The sequence below is a fragment of the Bacteroides sp. MSK.18.37 genome (assembly GCF_019129155.2).
GTDB classification, from domain to species: Bacteria; Bacteroidota; Bacteroidia; order Bacteroidales; family Bacteroidaceae; genus Bacteroides; species Bacteroides ovatus.
The window spans coordinates 7,071,781-7,090,066 of record NZ_JAHOIB020000001.1; the positions used below are offsets into that span (position 1 = coordinate 7,071,781).

Sequence of the window (18,286 nt, forward strand, 5' to 3'; positions counted from 1 at the left end):
AAATATCTCGGATTTTATATAGGTTTGCACAAAAAACAAGGAACTTACTCTCTTTAAAAAGATAGAATCTATCCTGGATATACATAATTTACAGTTTCACCTTTATCTGTGATTTCTGATAAACTACCGGGATTTTCTTATCATTCACTTCTACAGACACAGGCTTCTTTGTGCTTCTAAAGGTGGTATTTATCTTCGGCTGTCCGTTTATCCAAAGATCAAGTTTCTTATCTTCTGCTTTCTGAATAACGAACAGCTTAGCCAATGATGAAAAGTAAGTTTCATTACCCCGTCTCAATGCACTTCCATAAGCAATAAAGAAGTCCTTAGCGTTCTTTGCTTCAGTACCTTCTGGGTAAGAAACTGCAAACATATAAGCATCTGTCATCCAGCCGTCGGGCATAATCCATGAATTACTGTGCATTAATCTTCCGTCCGCCAGTTGGTTGATATATAAATCGGTAATTTTACCTTTATGACGGATACGAAGCCCTATCCAGTCCTGCCCTTCACGTCTTTCCATTTGAGGCAGGTCTTTTTCATCGGGAGCGTCTTTCAGAATAATAGCTGTAAGTCCTTTCACACGGTTCACCTCGGCTGGTAAATGGAATGAATAATATTTTTCGGTTCCTTTCAAATCTTCCGTAGGAGCTTCTATTTCTTCCCAATATAAATCTTCGGGATAGTCGTGCACAAAATCGGACTTAGCCAGCATGCGGGGATATAAAGGACGGATGACTACTGAAGAATTTCCGTTTATCACATTCACGTCAATGCCCGATTTCTTATAAGTTCCATTGGTATGCCATAACCATTCGAACTGTCCTACCTTATGTGTCTTCAAATCATCGATCATATAAATCACATTATCCATCCACAGGAAATGACGGAAGTTACGGCTGAAATTATTAGAGACAGGACCTGTTCCATTGGCCAAAACATATTTCACATTACCCGCATCCAAGAGATGATAAAGATTTCCTCGCAAAGTAGAGCCGCTATACTGTTGTTCACGAGGTTGCCCCTCCCCGTTGAACAGGACTACATTATGTGCCTGGCTTTGAAAAAAATAGTTGCGATAGGCAGGATTGGGATACCAGCAGTTTCCTCCATCCTTGATAATATCAACGCCTTTATGAAATACAATAAAGGAGTTGGCATCCGCATGGGAATGATTCCACGTATGACCGCTTTTCACAGCAAGCATCGTAGCATCCTTCTCCCAAGAAGTACGCATGGTGGCCCAACCGAAATCCGAGAATAGCTGTGAGGTTTTCAAATCGGGAGTTACGGGAGCTTTACTCAAATCAGGGGTATAGAGAAAGCCCATCGGACGATTCAGGAAGAATCCATCGCGATGCTGTCCTTGCTCTACTTGGGCTATATACCACAGAATAGTCGGGTCTTTCAGTCCCAAAGCATACAATAACATCATACTGGATTCTGCTGATACGTTCTTATGACTATCACCAAAATTCAAACTATACAGCATACCTGTACGAGGATAGCATACTTGAGAAAAGTAGTTCGGAAGTTTTGCTAATTGGGGTATATCGCCGGGATTTTGTCCCGGATGAGTGTTTATCCAAGCGATTCGAAACAATAGAGCTTCCTGAATACCAAAGTTTGCATAATTCAGACTTTCATACATTCCTCCGGCCTCATCAAAACTCTTTGCTTTCTGTTGCAAGGCATCGCCTGCAAAGTCAAACCATTCGGGAAGTGATTCATGAAGTTGCTCCACCCAATCTTTTACTTCGGGAAGTTCATTCTGCAGGCTTAATGCTAATATTCCACCCTGGCATACACAGGAAGTCCACCAGTTGTGTCCCATAGAGTTCAAAGAATGGATTCGGGCAGGTTCCAACAGCCAGTCGCCCAAGGCTGGCTCTACAGCCAATCGTTTCAATCCTTCAGCAATCTTTTTTCTTTCCGAAGAAGACATTATGTTATAAGCCGCATCATATCCTATGGCAGAAAGGAAGCTCTTATGCGCCATGCCCAGTTGCGAACGCCAGACTGGAATACGTGCCATCATTTCCATATCTCCCCAGGATTCGGCTTCCACAGCTTTCAAAAGAATCTCTTTGATTATATTTGCATACTCTTTATTATCCGTCATCAGATAGGCCAACGACAAATAATCCAACCGATTGAAATCTTTCTTTTGTAAGGCTTCATCGGCGGTTTTCTGAATATCCTCCCAGGCTTCCCGCAATTTCGGTTCATTCTGCATACGTTGTTTTACCTGCTGAATACGTTGAGGGGTGTACAAAAGGGAAGGATGATTTATCTTTTGTGCAGATACAAACGATGCAAATAATATTCCGATCAGGCATAGAACTATTTGTTTCATGATATTTATTGCTTTTTCATTTTACTGTTCAATATTGATTAAAAATTCTTCTAAAGCTGCATTGAATTCCTCCGGTCGCTCCATATTCATCATGTGCCCGCAATCCTCTATGATTTTCAGCTTTCCATTAGGTAGATATTCCAATATGGGAGGATTTTTTGAAAATTTGTTATCAGAAGAATGACCTTCTACAATTAAAGCAGGTACGGCAGGGTGACTCTTCTTCAATTCTTCAATAGCATCCAGCCCTGCTACTACCCGTACTTCTTTGTGCAGCGGTTGCCATGCATCCCATTCGTCAATCATCTGCCACAAAGGCACACGCATCCGTTCACGCTGGCTACCACCGGATTTCATTAATCCTTCAAACCACTCTTTCTTCATCACTTCCACTCCTTTCTGTTTCAGGGCAGCTATTTCTTCATCACGCACCTTTGCTTCTTCTTTAGTCATCGGCTCACTAGGACCCTTCGATTTCCGGATGTTTCCACTGGCTAAAAAAGCCGATAACATCCGGTCTGGGAAATACGCCAACATATCAGCAGTAATGAACCCGCCCAAAGAAAGCCCGACAATATGCGCTTTCTTGATGTGCAAAGAGTCCATTAAAGTAACCAGATCTTCAACATGCATAAATTGATAATCTTCTGTTTGGGAAGAAGAAGTGCCGTATCCTCTTAAATCATAGCGAATGACATGATACTTTTTCGCAAACACAGAAAATTGCTCATCCCACATACGATGGTCAAGCGAATGACCGTGTACAAAGATGATCGGTTCACCCTGACCGGCTTCCTCATAGTATAGAGAGCCATTTCCTACATTGATACGTCCTTGTTTGACAACCAATGGCTTCCCTTTCAGTATTTCCGAAACGGTCCGTGAAATGACAGGGCTGCCAAAGAAAGAAGAGAAACCGTCTTCTTTAGCAGAAGAACCTGTTACATGAGAAATGAAGAACCCGTAAACTTTATCGTGTTTATTTATCCACGGATAAGCACCGGCCCATCCCGGTGAACTAATCTGATAAGCTTCGCCTGTCTTTTTATCTATTAATTCACGCCATTCTCCTAATCCATAGATTCCATTGTGGGATTGTCCCAGTCCTTTCGCTACATAATTATCCGAGTTATTTGAAGGGATTATGGCGCCTTTCACTTGGTCGGCCTGCATTTCTTTCACAGTTTCTGCTGATATAATTTGCTTGCCATTATACATTCCATCGTGATAAATCATGGACAGGAAGTGAAGATAATCATTCATTGTAGTACACAGTCCGCCCCCTAACATGGGTGCATGTCCGCCGTCCGTGTTGATTGGGGTAAAATGAGAGTTCTTCATTTCCAAAGGTTGTGCCAGCAGTTCCTGAAAAAGCGTTTCAAACTCCTTTCCCATCGCCACTTCTGCCATTCTTCCGGCAATTTGCATGGCAAGTCCACCATATTCAAAACGAGTGCCGGGAGTAAAGACTGTATCCAAAGGAAGAATTTCAGTGACTGCCGAATCCAAATGATTATAGTTATCTACACGAGGCTCGGGAAGATATGGACGTACTCCTGATGTATGGGATAATAATTGCCGGAGAAGAATCTTACCTTTAGCATCGTCTTTAAATTCCGGCAACCATTTTTCTACCGGATCATCCCATCCCAAATCAGTACGGTCTACCACCGCGCCTATGACAGCAGCCGCTACCCATTTTCCGGCAGAAGCGACATATACTTTTGTATCGGGTGTATAATCCCGATAGTTCTTCTGAAAAATGACGGTATCATTCTTCACTACACAAATGGATGCTCCGGGGTAATATCCCTTGTCTACCCATCCTTGGATAACAGAATCCAAAGAAGAGAAGTCATACTGTTTTCCCTGACCGGATGATATTTTGCAAGAACCGGACAAAAAGCAGATACTTACAAAAGCGGCAATTAATAAACGATTCTTCATTTCGTTGTTTACTATCTATTTTTCTGATTGTAAATCCCAATATACGACATAGCGCTGACGATGCAAATCGTATAGCGGACGAATCACATCTCCTTGTTCTGTCGTAAACTTCAAATCACTTCCTACACGTTGCAAAGCACGTTCAGGGTGTTTCTTATCTAGTTTCAAAGAGGTACGCAAATGTGCTGGGACATGAAAATTATAGGTATAATAATCATTATAAAGAGCAGGATTTGAGAAAGGAGCAGGGGCTTGCATACCTTCAGTTCCCCGTTCTCCCGCCAATACCAACGGGCCATATAACAGGGCTGCCTTATCCGGGTTATCCGGGGTAGCCTCCAGTTTGATTTGCATCGGATAAGTAGCCGAGATTTGGTCGCCATCTTTCCATTCACGGGTAATGACAATATAAGAACCAGGTTTCTGTTTCACAGATATTTTCTTACCATTTACCAACACTTTTACATCCTTGCTCCACGAAGGATAGCGCAGATAAATGGTGGTACGAACAGGATTTTCTGTCCGGAGAGTGAAACGCGTTGTTTCTTCCTGTGGGAATTCCGTTTCTTGACGGATTGTCAGTCCTTTTTCTTTCCAGGTTACCTGTGAAGGGATAAATAGATTTACATATATTCCCTGATTGTTATGGTAGTAGATGGCTTCTCCGTATTTAGCATGATTTTCGAATCCGCTGCCGACACAACACCAAAAAGAGTTCTCTTTTGTGCTATACAGTTTATGAGCCCCGGAAAGCAAAGGCAGAAAATAAGCTACCATACCTGTTTCAGGGTCTTGTTGTCCCAAGATGTGATTATACAATGCCCTTTCATAATAATCCGCAATAGATGAATCGCCCGTCCAGCAAAAAAGATGGCGGCTAAGTTTGAGCATGTTATAGGTACAACAAGTTTCTCCGGTATAGCCAGTCAGATGTTGGGATAACTTCTTCGGATCAAAGTAGTGTTCTTTGTCACTGCTACATCCCGGAGCAAAAGTATGATGGTCAATCATGGTGTGCCAGAAGAATTCCGATAGTTTCCTGCTTGTCTCGTTGCGGGTTAACTCGTAGTTACGCGCTTCGGCTATGACTTTCGGGATAAAGGTATTCGTATGTTTAGTCCCCAAGTCATCGCGAAGTTCTTTCAATGGGTCGATTACGTCATTGTGGTAGAAATATTCCGCCAGCCAGCGATAACGTTCGTCTCCTGTGATAGCATACAAATTGTAAAATGACTCATTGATACCTCCAAACTCATTACGTATCATAAGTTTGCGGGTTTCTTCTGTGAGCGGTTTTAGTTTGTTATAAGCCCAGTCGCCCATTTTAGTCACCACTTTCAAGGCTTGCAGATTATCTGCATACAGATATTGGTCTATCAGACCGGAATAAAGCTTATGCAAGGTGTACCAAGGTGCCCAGACACTCTTTCCCCGGATATTACGGTTTATCAATTCTTCGGGAAAAGCACTTAGATATCCTCCTTTCAAAGCGTTCTGAACTTCAGTCAGCCCGTTGACAAGGCTATCCCCTTTCAGCTTGAAAATCTCACTTCCGGTAGCGGCATATATCAAGGCATAAGCCGAAAGCAAATGTCCGGTAGTATGTCCGCGAAGCTCACAGTCCAAGGATTCCCAGCCACCGAGTTTCTTCACTGTCATATACCCGCCTTCACGACCGGCAAAGACTCCGGCATTTGTCCGGAAACTATGCAACAGGCGATTCACATCAATGGAAGTCATCCATGCGGAATCCCGCAACATATTGTCACGAAAACGACTTGGCAATAAACGGATGTCTTTCAAATCAAAACTTTCCACCCGTACAGGAGCTACTGTCTCTTTTTTCATTTTCCCCTGGTGTTGTCCGGGGTACACGGATTGAGCCGACGATATAGCCGATACTGCCAATAATGCGATTGCAACCAAAAACTGCTTACTCATAATCATTGTTTATATATTTAATATCTATAAAGCTACTATTTAAACTAATTTTACCGCACACGTATATCCTCTACGAATTCGTTCTTTACAAATCCATTCAGATCCGTCATCCTCTGACCATTAATAACGACATTATCAAAGATTACATTCTTCACTTTCCGACTGTTGTCGAACCCTTTGATTAGAGACGGATTCTCACCAAGCCCGTCATAAGTAATATTACGGAAAGTGACATTTTCAATTCCCCGTCCGGGAGCTTTATCATATTTCTCATTGAAACGCACATTGAGATGAAAAAGTCTGCCTTCTTGAATACTCTCTACACGAATGTCCTCAAACAAGACATTACGTACCAAGTTCTTATCACCGCAATCAATAGCCATACACCCTTGATATGGAACATCGTCCTCATCATGTTCCAAAATATCTATCTGCCGGAAAGTAAGGTTTTCCATTACTTCGCCTACCGGTGATTCCGGGTCTCCATGTCCACCGATATTAATCGGATGAGCAATATCCGCCCAAAGAACAGCATTCTGCACTGTGATATTGCCAGAACCTCCCCACCAATTCCAACGGTGATTATAGAGTGCAATGCAATCATCACTGTTACGCATAAAAACATTGTCAATCAGCACATCACGACAGCACATCAGGTCGATTCCGTCACTCCAACTCTTACAGCTAAAGGATTTCAGATTCTTCACCGTCAACCCTTTTGTTCCTGCACCAAACACCGTATAATGATTCGGATTCACTACCGTAATTCCATCAATGAGTACATTCTTTGCATTCGTCACTTCGATACCACGAACCGGATGAGCCAATATACCACGACCGATAATACGTACATTTTCTACACCGTCAACTAATAACTTAGCCTTAAGCACTGCACCCGGAGCCAAATATACGGTAGTATTGCCAAGAACACGTATCAGATTATTTGGCAAATCCAAAGGAGCATGAACACCCGGTCCGAAATACATGATACCTTTTTCTGCTTTTTTATAAACCTCTGTTTCCAACGGATTTGCAAAAAGATGCAGATTATGAAGTCTGTCCCCATTAAATTCCACTGACAGATATTGAGGCTTGTCCAACATAAAAGTAATCACATTCTTGTTCTGCCGGTATTGGATGTTGCAACTAAGAGGACGTATATCAACCTCACGTACGGTTCCATTATTCTTTTTCACCATCACCTCAACCGTTCCATTCATATCAAACTGAACCATTGAAGCATTCTGCACAGCATCCATATCTACCTGTACATTATATTCAAACAAATCTTCCCATTCACCTCCCGGAATACGGACACGCACCGTATAATCATCATTATGTGGCATATTCGCCTTCAAACCTTCCGGATAAGTCACCAACTGCGCCTGTAATGTCACGCAAAATATGAATAATAAAATACTGCAAATTTGTCTTTTCATATATAATCACACATTTTTTATAAAACACTGCCATTCCGTAGCCACGTCTTCCGGCTATGAAATGACAGTGCAACAACATTGTTATTAAATAAAACCGTAAATTCTTTATGAGTACTTATTCTTTAATACGCAGCAATATGCCGAAATACTCAATCCGAAAGTACTAAAAATAATCAAATGACAATTGTATTAATAGATTTACCTTTCAATATAACACGTATATACTTGCTACCTACCTTAAAACTACAAGAGCGTTCTTGTTCTTCCGGATTGTAAGCTACAACTACCACTTTACCATCATGCGAACGGAAAGCAAGCGTATTCTTACCATCTGACACTTTCAGCAGACGACTGCCCGGCTGAACAAAATGGGAAAGATGTTTCATCAAATAATATTCATCCGTATAGCGTACCTGCCCTGTTTTTCTGTCAATAATAATAAGAGTGTTTTGTGCCCAGTCCCACCAACTCTTACAGGTTTCGTTCAATACCATATTCCAATAAATATAAGAATCAACACCATTATTGAAGCAGTGAACTACAGCATTCCATGTATTTTCCAAAGCAGACCAGTCATTCTCCGAATTACCACACATATTCTCTGTCTGCATGTAGCAATAATCCGGATATTCTTTATGTACAGCCGGCAAAGCCCGCATGCCTGTCCATTGCACGCCAACACCTTTTACATATTTATCAGAATCTTTCTGCTTGAAAAAAGTGCGTACATAATCCGGATTCGGATAATTGACTGTTCCCATCCAGATTTCAGTATCAATGGAATCTTTTTCAAACTGGGGCCCAAGATACTGATTGACAAAAATAGCCAAGTCTTCCGGACGCCAAGTACAGGAAGGCCAGCAGGGAGTCCATGCGATTTCATTTTGCGGCATAATCATCTGAATGTTTATGCCGTTCTGCTTGTAAGCCTGTACGTATTTGGAAAAATAAATGGCATACGCCTGAAGATACCCCTGTTGCATTTTAAAACCGGTAACATTCCCTATAAGATTGCGATGAGGGTCGAGACGGTTGTGCCCCACTTCAGTCCCTTCAATACCGGAACTCTTCTGCGAATAATGTTCATTGACTTTCATCCATGCAGGCGGTGTCCAAGGAGAGGCCCACATCTTCAAATCAGGACGCAGCTTCAGCGCTTCCTTAATATAAGGAATGAGGATATAGCGATCACGGTCAATACTAAAGTTACGCATGGTATAGTCATCCTTTACGTCATTGTAAGAATAATATCCCATAGCATAATCACTGGCACCAATAGGAGTACGTCCTAATGCGAAATGAATACCCTCTTCCGAGAACAAGGCTGCCATCACTTTATCACGTTCTGCCGGAGACAAGCATTGCAAGGCATCCCAACTAAGTTCATTAAAAGTACCTCCAAACCCAACAACATTCTGTAACAGACTGTCAGGATAAACACAGATATCCGCCTGTCCGGCAGGATTTTTATCCAATGTCTGTTTTTTCTCTACCCAACGTTCGGTAGAAGTGGTGGAATATATACTAACCTTCTGGGCAGAAACAGTAGTAGAAACTGCCCATGTTATTGCAAAAAATGCAGTTATAGTCTTTAATTTCATCATTGTCTTTATTCTAATCAGGATAAGAAACCGCCCGTTTACAGACGGTTTCTTATTTTTATCTTATCAACTTGTTACCTCAACTCATTCTCCTTTGTAGAACATCAGAGTACCTATTCCGGGAAAATCATTATCATATTCAAACGGGTGAATACTGGTAGCCGGACGATATTTCTCCGCAAACTTCTTCGAATAGGGAGCACTCACTCCTTTTACATGCTTATAATGACTATAAATCATTTCATATCCTGCATAGAAGTGTCCCCGACCTTGATATGAAATTTCGTTTTGCTGACCATGTCTGGTTTCCCAATAGGTAAACGGCATATCTACAGCTTCAATAGGATCACAATTGAACTTTGCATAATATTCAAAGAATGCAAGAGTCAGATTTACATCCCCATATTCAGCATATTTAGGGTAACGATTATATACACGTCCGTCTTCTGTCGTAAAAGAGTCGTTTGCTTTGATGCCATACAAATCTTCTCCGATATTATACGCAGCCTGACACATCGGAGCCAGTGTAGCCATACTCAATCCGGCATGATCCTGGTCGCGACCCGATTCATCAGCTTGTCCAAGGCAATATCCTTCACCCAGACCGGCAGGGTCTTGATGTAGTGCTACCACCAAGTGCTGGATACATCCCGAACTGGGACCATGTTTATAATAGTTTATCGCTTCATTAATCATATCCTGGTCATCACATACAATACCTATTGCCAGCATGATTGCCACGTTTGGAACTTCCCATCCGCCCCAAGACCAGTAAGGATCTGTTTTTTGACTGATGAAGTAGGTTGCAGGACCTGCAACTACATTTTTCAACCAAGTCTGGAACTTAGAAAATCCTCCATTATCTACCCAAGGCTGATAATCCCGCATTACTTCCGCCGCTTGTGCAAACCGATGTCCGTCAAATCCGGTAACTAACGCATAATGGTCATTCGTATTCTCCACTTGAATTGCTTTACATACAGTCGACCAGTTATCCAGAATCTTCACAGCCTTATCCGCATACTTATATGCATCTTCTTCGCCTAGTCCTTCTGCTATTCTCCAGCGCAAGGCCAAATAATAGGCGGCCAATCCCGGTTCTCTGGCAACTTTAAAGTTACCACCTGAAGAATTTCTCAAAAGAATCTCGGGAGCGTCAGTTGTCCAGTTTTCGTTAAGTTGCGTGTATTGGTTCTGTTCCAGGAACTCCCATGCAGCGCCCCAAGGTTGAGCACCTGTTTTTATCTTCCCCACTACATATTGGAAATCGTCATTGGTATGCATCAGACAGGGATGATTCAAAGTGTATACTTTATAAGTATCCTCTTCTTCTATTGTATAACCCGGTGTCAGGTCAACATGCCCCTCATCAAAATAGTCCTTATTACTACAAGACAGGAATGTAAATAACACCATCGCTAGAGTTATCATTTTCTTTTTCATATTTCATCTCATTTAAATAATTATTCAAAAACAACTCCTTCATTCTCTATCAGATAAGCCTTATATGCTTCCAATGATTCGAAGGTCTTAACCCAATCGAGCGCAAAAGGTTCCGTTACAGCTTCAGTATAGTAAGTATCATAGAACCTGTGTTCACAGCGGTCTAATGTAATTCCGTCATTCAGCACTCCGTTTGTTAAAAAGTCGGCATTTGCTCCCTTGAAAATATTGGGGGTGCTTAAGTCGGCATAAGTTACATATCCGCCATCACTGGTTCTTGTCATGCTTACTTTATATAAATTTTGTGCATTACCCGCAGCAGTACCACCATAGAATCCGATACTGATTCGTGGATTATTGTTCCAGATATTAAGTAACAATGTGGGAGTCTTGGCCGGGTCGAGACTATCTTCGAAGAAAGTCTTCACTGCATATATAGGATATTTCGACGGGTAGAAAGTCATCGTTCCACGGAACTGTGCTTCACATTTCGCGTTGGCTTCTTTTTCTATCTTCCTCACTAATCTACCATTCTCCAATACTCCATAATCCCCACCTTCGAAACATCCTGCCGTAAAGAGGAAATCATCATTAATCTTACCATCTACCACAGAAACTTCAAATGATTTCTCAAAGCCCGGAGAACCGTCAGCATAGGTAATACTTGCCGTTAATGTTGCTGTACCAGAATTTACACCTCCCAAGATGACGAATACCTCTTCTTCTCCCAAAACTCGTTTTTCAATGGAAGCGACTGTAGCATCGGAAGTAGTCCATACCAAAGCAGATACAGTTGCATCCGCAGGTGTTACAGTGTATTTCAACACAGATATTTCACCTTTGGCAAGTTTGTTATGTATAGAACTCATCTCGAATGTTTCCACGTGAATAACAGGTTTTACCGTTACCTCAACTGAATGGGACAGATCCGTGCCATCTGTAGTTGTTGCAGTAATTGTCGCTTTTCCTTCTCCCACAGCCAGTACTCGCCCGTTTTCATCAACCGTAGCCACTTTCTCATCGCTACTTTTCCACGATAGAAGATAGAAACTAGGTTTCTCCGGTACAGTTTTCGTTTTGAGCTGAACCGATTGCGTTTCCATCATGGTAAGCTCTTCAGGCAAATTGGTTATCTCAACCGATTGTGTAAGCGCAAGTTCTTCAACTACACTAATTGTTATGGCAGCCGATACTCCATCTGCATATCCGACAGCTGGTTTTGCCGTAATAACCGATGTTCCGACAGCAACAGCCGTCACCTTACCGTTAGCATCTACCGTAGCCACCTCTTCGTTACCTGATACCCAAGACACCCCGGGATTAGTCGCATCTTCCGGCAAAGTAGAGAAATGCAAAGTATAGTTTTCGCCCTTTACCAGTGTATAGACTTCATATTTCTCATCAATCGTTATCGATGATAGAATGGTATTTTTAGTCAGCGGATCGGTATTGTAATCGTCCGCACAAGAGATTACAGTTCCTATCAGTGCCATGCATGAAAACAGGAAAGCCATCGTCTTGCTTAATGTATATATTCTTTTCATATAATTATAACATTAAAATTATTTCACATAAGGATTTGTAGATTGCCAGTTGGGCCGCAAGTTCGTATTCAGTTGCAACTGATCCAGCGGGAAAGGATACAAATACTGCTTATTGTCCCATTTTCTGCCGCTCTCCCAAATCAAGCATCCTTCCGTATTCGTCACAACCCCTGCCCAACCGGAAGTTTCAAAAGCGGTTCCCGTATATTTGATTCCCAACATATCTTCAGGCATTTCGTTTTCTGCTGTTTTCCAACGTTTCAAGTCATCCAGTCTGAAACATTCATCAATCAATTCCACCGTACGTTCACGACGAATTTCCGTTCTCATGTTTGTACCTGTACCCCGAAGCAGTCCGTTAGACAATTTAGGCATAGTAGGATTAACTCTCAAACGTACCAGATTCAACGATTTGTCCAAATCAGGATCCAAGATATTGTCATCGTATTCAAATTTTGCTTCTGCATAGTTTAAAAGCACCTCCGCATAACGAATAATAGGATAGTCGTATCCTTCCTTCCGGTTTTCCACTTCTCTTTCCGAACACCATTTGCGACAACGGTACCCGGTACCACCTGCTGCATTGTGAGCAGTCACTCCGGCTTCCTTAATTTCAGCTGCATCTCCCAACCACGTTCTACGATAACGTCCACCGTTGCTACTGAAGTAAAAACCTCCGTCTACCATCATTATGCTTGTCATGCGGTTGTCACGGTCGAAATACTCCGAATTTTTAGTAGCGTAATTCCACTTCGATATATCAATCGGCAATCCGGTGCTCTTTTGAAGATACATATTGGCCAATTTACGTGTTACATATAACGCATTATTAAAACGACCTTCGGTAATATTGATACCAATAGGTGCCAATGTCGTATCATGTCTTCTGGAAAATATATATTCTTTATTTGCACTTTTGTTCAAACCGGCCGGATTCGATTTCTCATTTTCCAGTATAAACAAATAACGGTAAGCAGCCCCTTCATCCCCTTCAATAACCAAATCAGACGGTTTGAAGAGTTCGAATGTTTTCGACTCAATAACTGCATCAGCAGCTTCGTATGCTATTTTCAACCATTTCTTTGACAATTCCGTATTGCTTCCATTACCATTATGGAATTTTTCCCATGTCCCCGCATAAAGTCCCACACGGGATAAAAAGGCTTGTGCACCCTCAAGTGAAATAGTGCCTGCGTTTGCAGCAGTGATATCCTTAAACTTCGGCAAAAGCGCTATCGCTTCGTTCAAATCGGAGATAATGAATTCGTTAATTTCTTCTCTTGTATTTTGAGTGCGATAAAGCTCCGGAGAAGTGATATCTAACGGTTCTTCCACCTTAATGACTCCTCCAAAACGTTGAAGCAGGTCAAAATAGATATAAGCCCTGAAAAAATATGCCTCACCAACAGGTATCTTAATTTCTTCGGGAAGAGCATAAGATTCTGCCTTTTGTAACAACAGATTTACTTGACGAAGATTGGCATAAGCATCTGTATAGCTTTTGTCGGTAAGTGGAATGGTAGATGTTCCATTACTGAAAAGATTCCTGGGATTTGTACTAAACAGGTCTGCTTGTACATCACCGTGAGCATCCCCCAAGCCACCGAAATCGCGTGTCCAACCATAGAAATTCTTGGCAAAAGCTTCGAATTGCCCGCGATTCTGCCACATGTCGCCATCCGAGAGTTGCTCCTCGGGATTCATGTCCAGACATGACTGGAACAACAAACACAAACTAAAAAGTAAGGTAGTATATAAATTCGATAGTTTCATATTATATATAGTATTAGAATGTTGCATTTAAACCAACAGTATATGTTCTTGTGAATGGATAACGCTGTCTGTCACTTACCTTGCGGGTTGCTTCCGGATCCCAGCCATCATTAATTTTTGAGTTTTCCCAAATATCCGTACCGGTAACATATACCCTGAAATTTTCAAGTACACCCTTGGTTATCTTTGTCAATATGGCTTTTGGTATAGTATATCCCACTGTCAGATTCTTCAACCGGAGATATGTACCATCTTCTATAAACCATGAAGAAGGCATATAATTCCAGTTATTGATTTCTGATTTAGTTGAATAGGCAGGGTATCTGCCATTAGGGTTTTCCGGACTCCAGACTTTTCCAATCGTATGGTTTGACGTATTCATCCACACTGCTTTGAAAGGAACTTTCCAAGAGTCTGCATCGCGACAAACCGTTCTTTGTGCCGCACCTTGAAAAATAGCAGACACATCAAAACCTCTCCATTCCAATCCAAGGTCAAAGGCAAAAGTTACTTTGGGGTCATCTGTTCCGAGAAAGACCAAATCGTCCTGTGTAAGCTTACCATCCTTATTCACATCTTCATACATGTGGTCACCCACGCGTAAATTCGAGGGCATTGAAAGCGTATTGTTTCCATAATACAGGTTCTTATATGCCTGTAAATCTTCCTCATTCTGTATTTTTCCTGCATATCGGTAACCGAAAACAGAGTTTAACGGATAACCGTTTATCGTGCTGTTGAAACCGGCAGAGATAACATCATTACCTCCTGACAACAACTTATTTTCCATGTAAGTATATGTTCCGCCAATATGATAGCTCACTTCTCCTATTTTGTCACTCCAACGAAGCATACCTTCATATCCTTTACTTTCGAATTTTCCGTTGTTACTTGCCGGAGCATTGCCACCCAAGGTGCCGGGATACAGCAACCCGATCAACATATTGTCGTTTTTCTTCATATAGAGGTCTACGCTACCAGTCAAACGGCTGTTCAGTACTGTAAAATCAAAACCGACGTTATAATTTTTGATTCTTTCCCAAGTTCTATTGGTTGTCACCAGTTCTTTAGCCGCAGCAATATATGAAACTTTTCCGTCGCCAATATAGGCGCCCGAAGCTGTATTGAAGTTATAGAGTTGCACCCCGTCGTAAAGCCCTATACCGCTTTGGTTGCCGACCTCACCATAAGAAGCCCTAATTTTCAATTCTTCAATATACTTTTTAATATTCACCATAAACGCTTCTTCGGTAATTCTCCAACCTGCTGAAACACCATAGAAACCTTTCCATCTGTTTTCCGGTTGAAACTTTGAAGAACCATCATAGCGCGCGTTAAATTCTATCAGATACTTTTGGTTGTAGTTATAATTCAAACGTCCGAAATAGGAAAGGAGCGCATAGCTGTTCTTTTTGGCTTCGGCAATAGAAATGACTCCGTTACCATTAATGATACCTAGTTCCGACTGGATATCAGTGGCAGACGTTCCGGTGATTTCATAATCTCTACGATCGTATTGCATACCGGCCATTACATTGATATTGTGATTTTTACCTATCGTTTTCGCATAGTTCAAATAACCTGATACAGAGTAATTATCCGTACGGGAAGCACGTTTAGTATATTTTGATTCCGCTTGAGTAGGATAGGGATTTGCTGTAGAGGTATTCACTGTTCCATCATAATGATACCATTGGATAGATTTCATTTTCTCGTCACGTATAGCACTGTTCGTTGAATATCCGAATGTTGCAGAAGCAGTCAGTTCTTTTGTAAACTGATACTTTAATGTTTCATTCAAATTGAAAGTTGTCACCACCAATTTATTCTCACCACCTAATTCGAGTAACCAATTGGCTGTATAGTCGGTACCCCACAAATAAGGCTTGCCATCAATAGTTGAAACAGGCCGACCTGGCAACGGAGTCGTAACATTCAACGCCCTTCCGATTTGCGTAGGAGTAACTTGCTCTTTACGGACTGCTGATATGACAGACTCGATAGTCAAACGGTCAGTGGCCTTAATTACATTACTCGAACGGAAAGTATACTGTTGATTGTTATTTTCCCCCCAACGCAGGTTGGAGTCATCAAACAAATAACCGGCCGACAAACGGTAAGTGACCTTTTCGTTACCTCCTGAAAAGCTCAAGTCGTGTTGCGTAGAATTGGCAGGCCCCCACATCACGTCCGTCCAGTTGACATCATGAAAAACGTAATCGTTCACACCCATACCTGGAATCGGGTTGGGATTGCTCCCGTCATGTACATTAATGAAACCACCTTTGTTTGCCTGCATCAACTTGACATATCGATACCATGTATAAGTATCGTCAAGGCCGTCATTCTCCATTGCTTGCAGAAATGAACCAGCCCACTCATCCAGGCTCATCAATTCAGCTTGAAGTCCCGGCATCTTACGGGTATATGAGCCATTATACTCTATCTTAAGTTTACCGGCCTGCGGTCTTTTGGTTGTTACAATAATCACACCACCCGCAGCTTTTGCTCCATAGATAGCTGCCGAAGCATCTTTCAAGAAGTTCATAGTCTCGATATCCGAAGGGTTCAGATATTGCAGGTCTGAAACTGCGTCTGAAGGAACACCGTCTATAATAAGCAACGGTTCTGTTGTGTTTTTGGAAACTGCACCACGAAGGGATACTCCCCAACCTTCTTCACCCGGAGCTGATGATGAACGTGTAATCCGAACACCGGGAGCCTGTCCTTGCAATGCCTGAAGAGGATTGGACATACTTCCTTTATTTTCGAATATTTTGCTATCAACAACTGTTACGGAACCGGTCAATGAAGATTTCTTCATAGCACCATACCCCACAACAACGACTTCGTCCAACATCTCACTATCTTCCTGCATCGTGACGTTTATGGCGGACTTTCCGCTTACAGCAATCTCCTGTGACTTATACCCCACATAAGATATAACCAGAATTGATTTTTCAGAAACATTATTCAATATAAAGTTTCCATCCAAGTCTGTAATCACTCCTGTTGTTGTGCCTTTCACCACAACACTGGCACCGATAACGGGTTCACCGCTAGCATCGACAACTTTACCTCGTACGGTACTGTTTTGCAACACTTCCAGTATATTATCCGTGTCTGCAAAAGCAGTCCACGGGCTTCCTGCCAATAGAGCGGAAGCCATCATCGCAGAATATAATATTCTTTTCGATGAAAATTTCAATAACTTCTTATTCACATTTTTAAAATTTAAAATTAACAATTTTGTTGATATAGTATAACTCTCAAATACATGACTTGATATATTCACGAATCTCTTTACGGCTAGCCAGTAAATGATTCTCTATGGTACGTCGCGAAAGGCACAATTCTTCAGAGATTTCAGGTGCTGTCTTACCCTGGAAACGACTCATTATATAAACTGTCCGACGCTGCGGAGAAAGTAGAAGTAGTTTCAGATTTTCTTGTGCCGACAGGTCATTGGCTATCACCCCGCTCTCTGTATCATCAGTAATGTTCACGCCATATTCATAGAAATAGGCAGACATTTCCTGCTTCTTGTAATAACGTCGCAAATAATCAACCACCAGATTGTGAGCTATGAAGAACGCCATACTTCTCACTGTCTCTTTACGAAGTATTTGCTTATATTCCATGAGACGAAGAAATACATCCTGCGCCATGTCTCTGGCAGATTCATAATCATTGATTTTACGATTTATATAATGAATGATTATGGGACATAAGGATGTGTAAGTTTCAGTCAATAATTGATTTGTAGTAGAATTCATTGTCTGCATATCTTCCGTCTCCATTTTAGTTTTTACGACAAAAAACAATAGAATCACCCGCAGATGAATAAAATACCAATTTATCATCTTCCTGCTTACATAAGAATGCATGGATAATATGACGATGCAGTATCTCATTCCTTTCTCCATAGATATAGGACAAATCTTGAGATAATAAAGGTAAGCTGTACGTCAGACTGATTCTTCCGGAAGTAAGCAAATTGTATCTGGCAGATGCCGTGATAGCAGGAATATCCTTTTTATCAGATTTCATAGTCCAAAAAATCGAATCTCCATTCACCTTTAAACAAATATCACTATTAGCCACACTCCATTGAGAGGTGTCGGGCAATGAACAAGCAGTATCAACCGACTTATTACTTCCTATCAGAAAGGAAAGAAGTAAAAGGATTATAACTTCCAAAATGCTCTTCATAATATTGATTATTTAGTTAAACATCAGCAA

The 18,286-nt window shown here is 41.5% G+C and carries 11 protein-coding genes; all 11 read right to left on the reverse strand.

What is annotated here, in order from left to right:
- Positions 1 to 88: 88 nt before the first annotated feature.
- Entirely contained in the window at positions 89 to 2,356 is a 2,268-nt protein-coding gene (locus tag KSX81_RS27935; RefSeq protein ID WP_004296986.1) for a heparinase II/III family protein, read from the reverse strand.
- 21 nt (positions 2,357 to 2,377) lie between these two features.
- On the reverse strand, positions 2,378 to 4,303 hold the full coding sequence (locus KSX81_RS27940) for an alpha/beta fold hydrolase (protein WP_004296987.1): 1,926 nt from the start codon (positions 4,301 to 4,303) through the stop codon (positions 2,378 to 2,380).
- A gap of 15 nt (positions 4,304 to 4,318) precedes the next feature.
- Positions 4,319 to 6,250, reverse strand: a complete 1,932-nt coding sequence (locus KSX81_RS27945; protein WP_004296988.1) for a glycoside hydrolase family 127 protein — start codon at positions 6,248 to 6,250, stop codon at positions 4,319 to 4,321.
- A gap of 44 nt (positions 6,251 to 6,294) precedes the next feature.
- Complete coding sequence (locus KSX81_RS27950; RefSeq protein WP_004296989.1) at positions 6,295 to 7,683, reverse strand: glycosyl hydrolase family 28 protein; 1,389 nt, start codon at positions 7,681 to 7,683, stop codon at positions 6,295 to 6,297.
- 173 nt (positions 7,684 to 7,856) lie between these two features.
- A complete protein-coding gene (locus KSX81_RS27955) occupies positions 7,857 to 9,284 on the reverse strand; it encodes a glycoside hydrolase family 30 protein (protein WP_052587866.1) in 1,428 nt (475 codons plus the stop codon).
- An 84-nt stretch (positions 9,285 to 9,368) separates the two neighbouring features.
- A complete protein-coding gene (locus tag KSX81_RS27960) occupies positions 9,369 to 10,727 on the reverse strand; it encodes an alginate lyase family protein (protein WP_004296992.1) in 1,359 nt (452 codons plus the stop codon).
- Between the two features lie 20 nt (positions 10,728 to 10,747).
- Positions 10,748 to 12,271, reverse strand: a complete 1,524-nt coding sequence (locus KSX81_RS27965) for an Ig-like domain-containing protein (RefSeq protein ID WP_052587861.1) — start codon at positions 12,269 to 12,271, stop codon at positions 10,748 to 10,750.
- Positions 12,272 to 12,289: 18 nt separating this feature from the next.
- Positions 12,290 to 14,044 carry a RagB/SusD family nutrient uptake outer membrane protein gene (locus KSX81_RS27970; RefSeq protein WP_052587867.1) on the reverse strand — a complete coding sequence of 585 codons (1,755 nt, stop codon included), beginning with the start codon at positions 14,042 to 14,044 and terminating at the stop codon, positions 12,290 to 12,292.
- A gap of 13 nt (positions 14,045 to 14,057) precedes the next feature.
- Positions 14,058 to 17,216 carry a SusC/RagA family TonB-linked outer membrane protein gene (locus tag KSX81_RS27975; protein ID WP_004296995.1) on the reverse strand — a complete coding sequence of 1,053 codons (3,159 nt, stop codon included), beginning with the start codon at positions 17,214 to 17,216 and terminating at the stop codon, positions 14,058 to 14,060.
- A 97-nt stretch (positions 17,217 to 17,313) separates the two neighbouring features.
- Positions 17,314 to 17,844: a sigma-70 family RNA polymerase sigma factor gene (locus tag KSX81_RS27980; protein ID WP_004296996.1), complete on the reverse strand. Its 531-nt coding sequence runs from the start codon at positions 17,842 to 17,844 to the stop codon at positions 17,314 to 17,316.
- Position 17,845: 1 nt separating this feature from the next.
- Positions 17,846 to 18,256 carry a hypothetical protein gene (locus tag KSX81_RS27985; RefSeq protein WP_004296997.1) on the reverse strand — a complete coding sequence of 137 codons (411 nt, stop codon included), beginning with the start codon at positions 18,254 to 18,256 and terminating at the stop codon, positions 17,846 to 17,848.
- Positions 18,257 to 18,286: the final 30 nt, after the last annotated feature.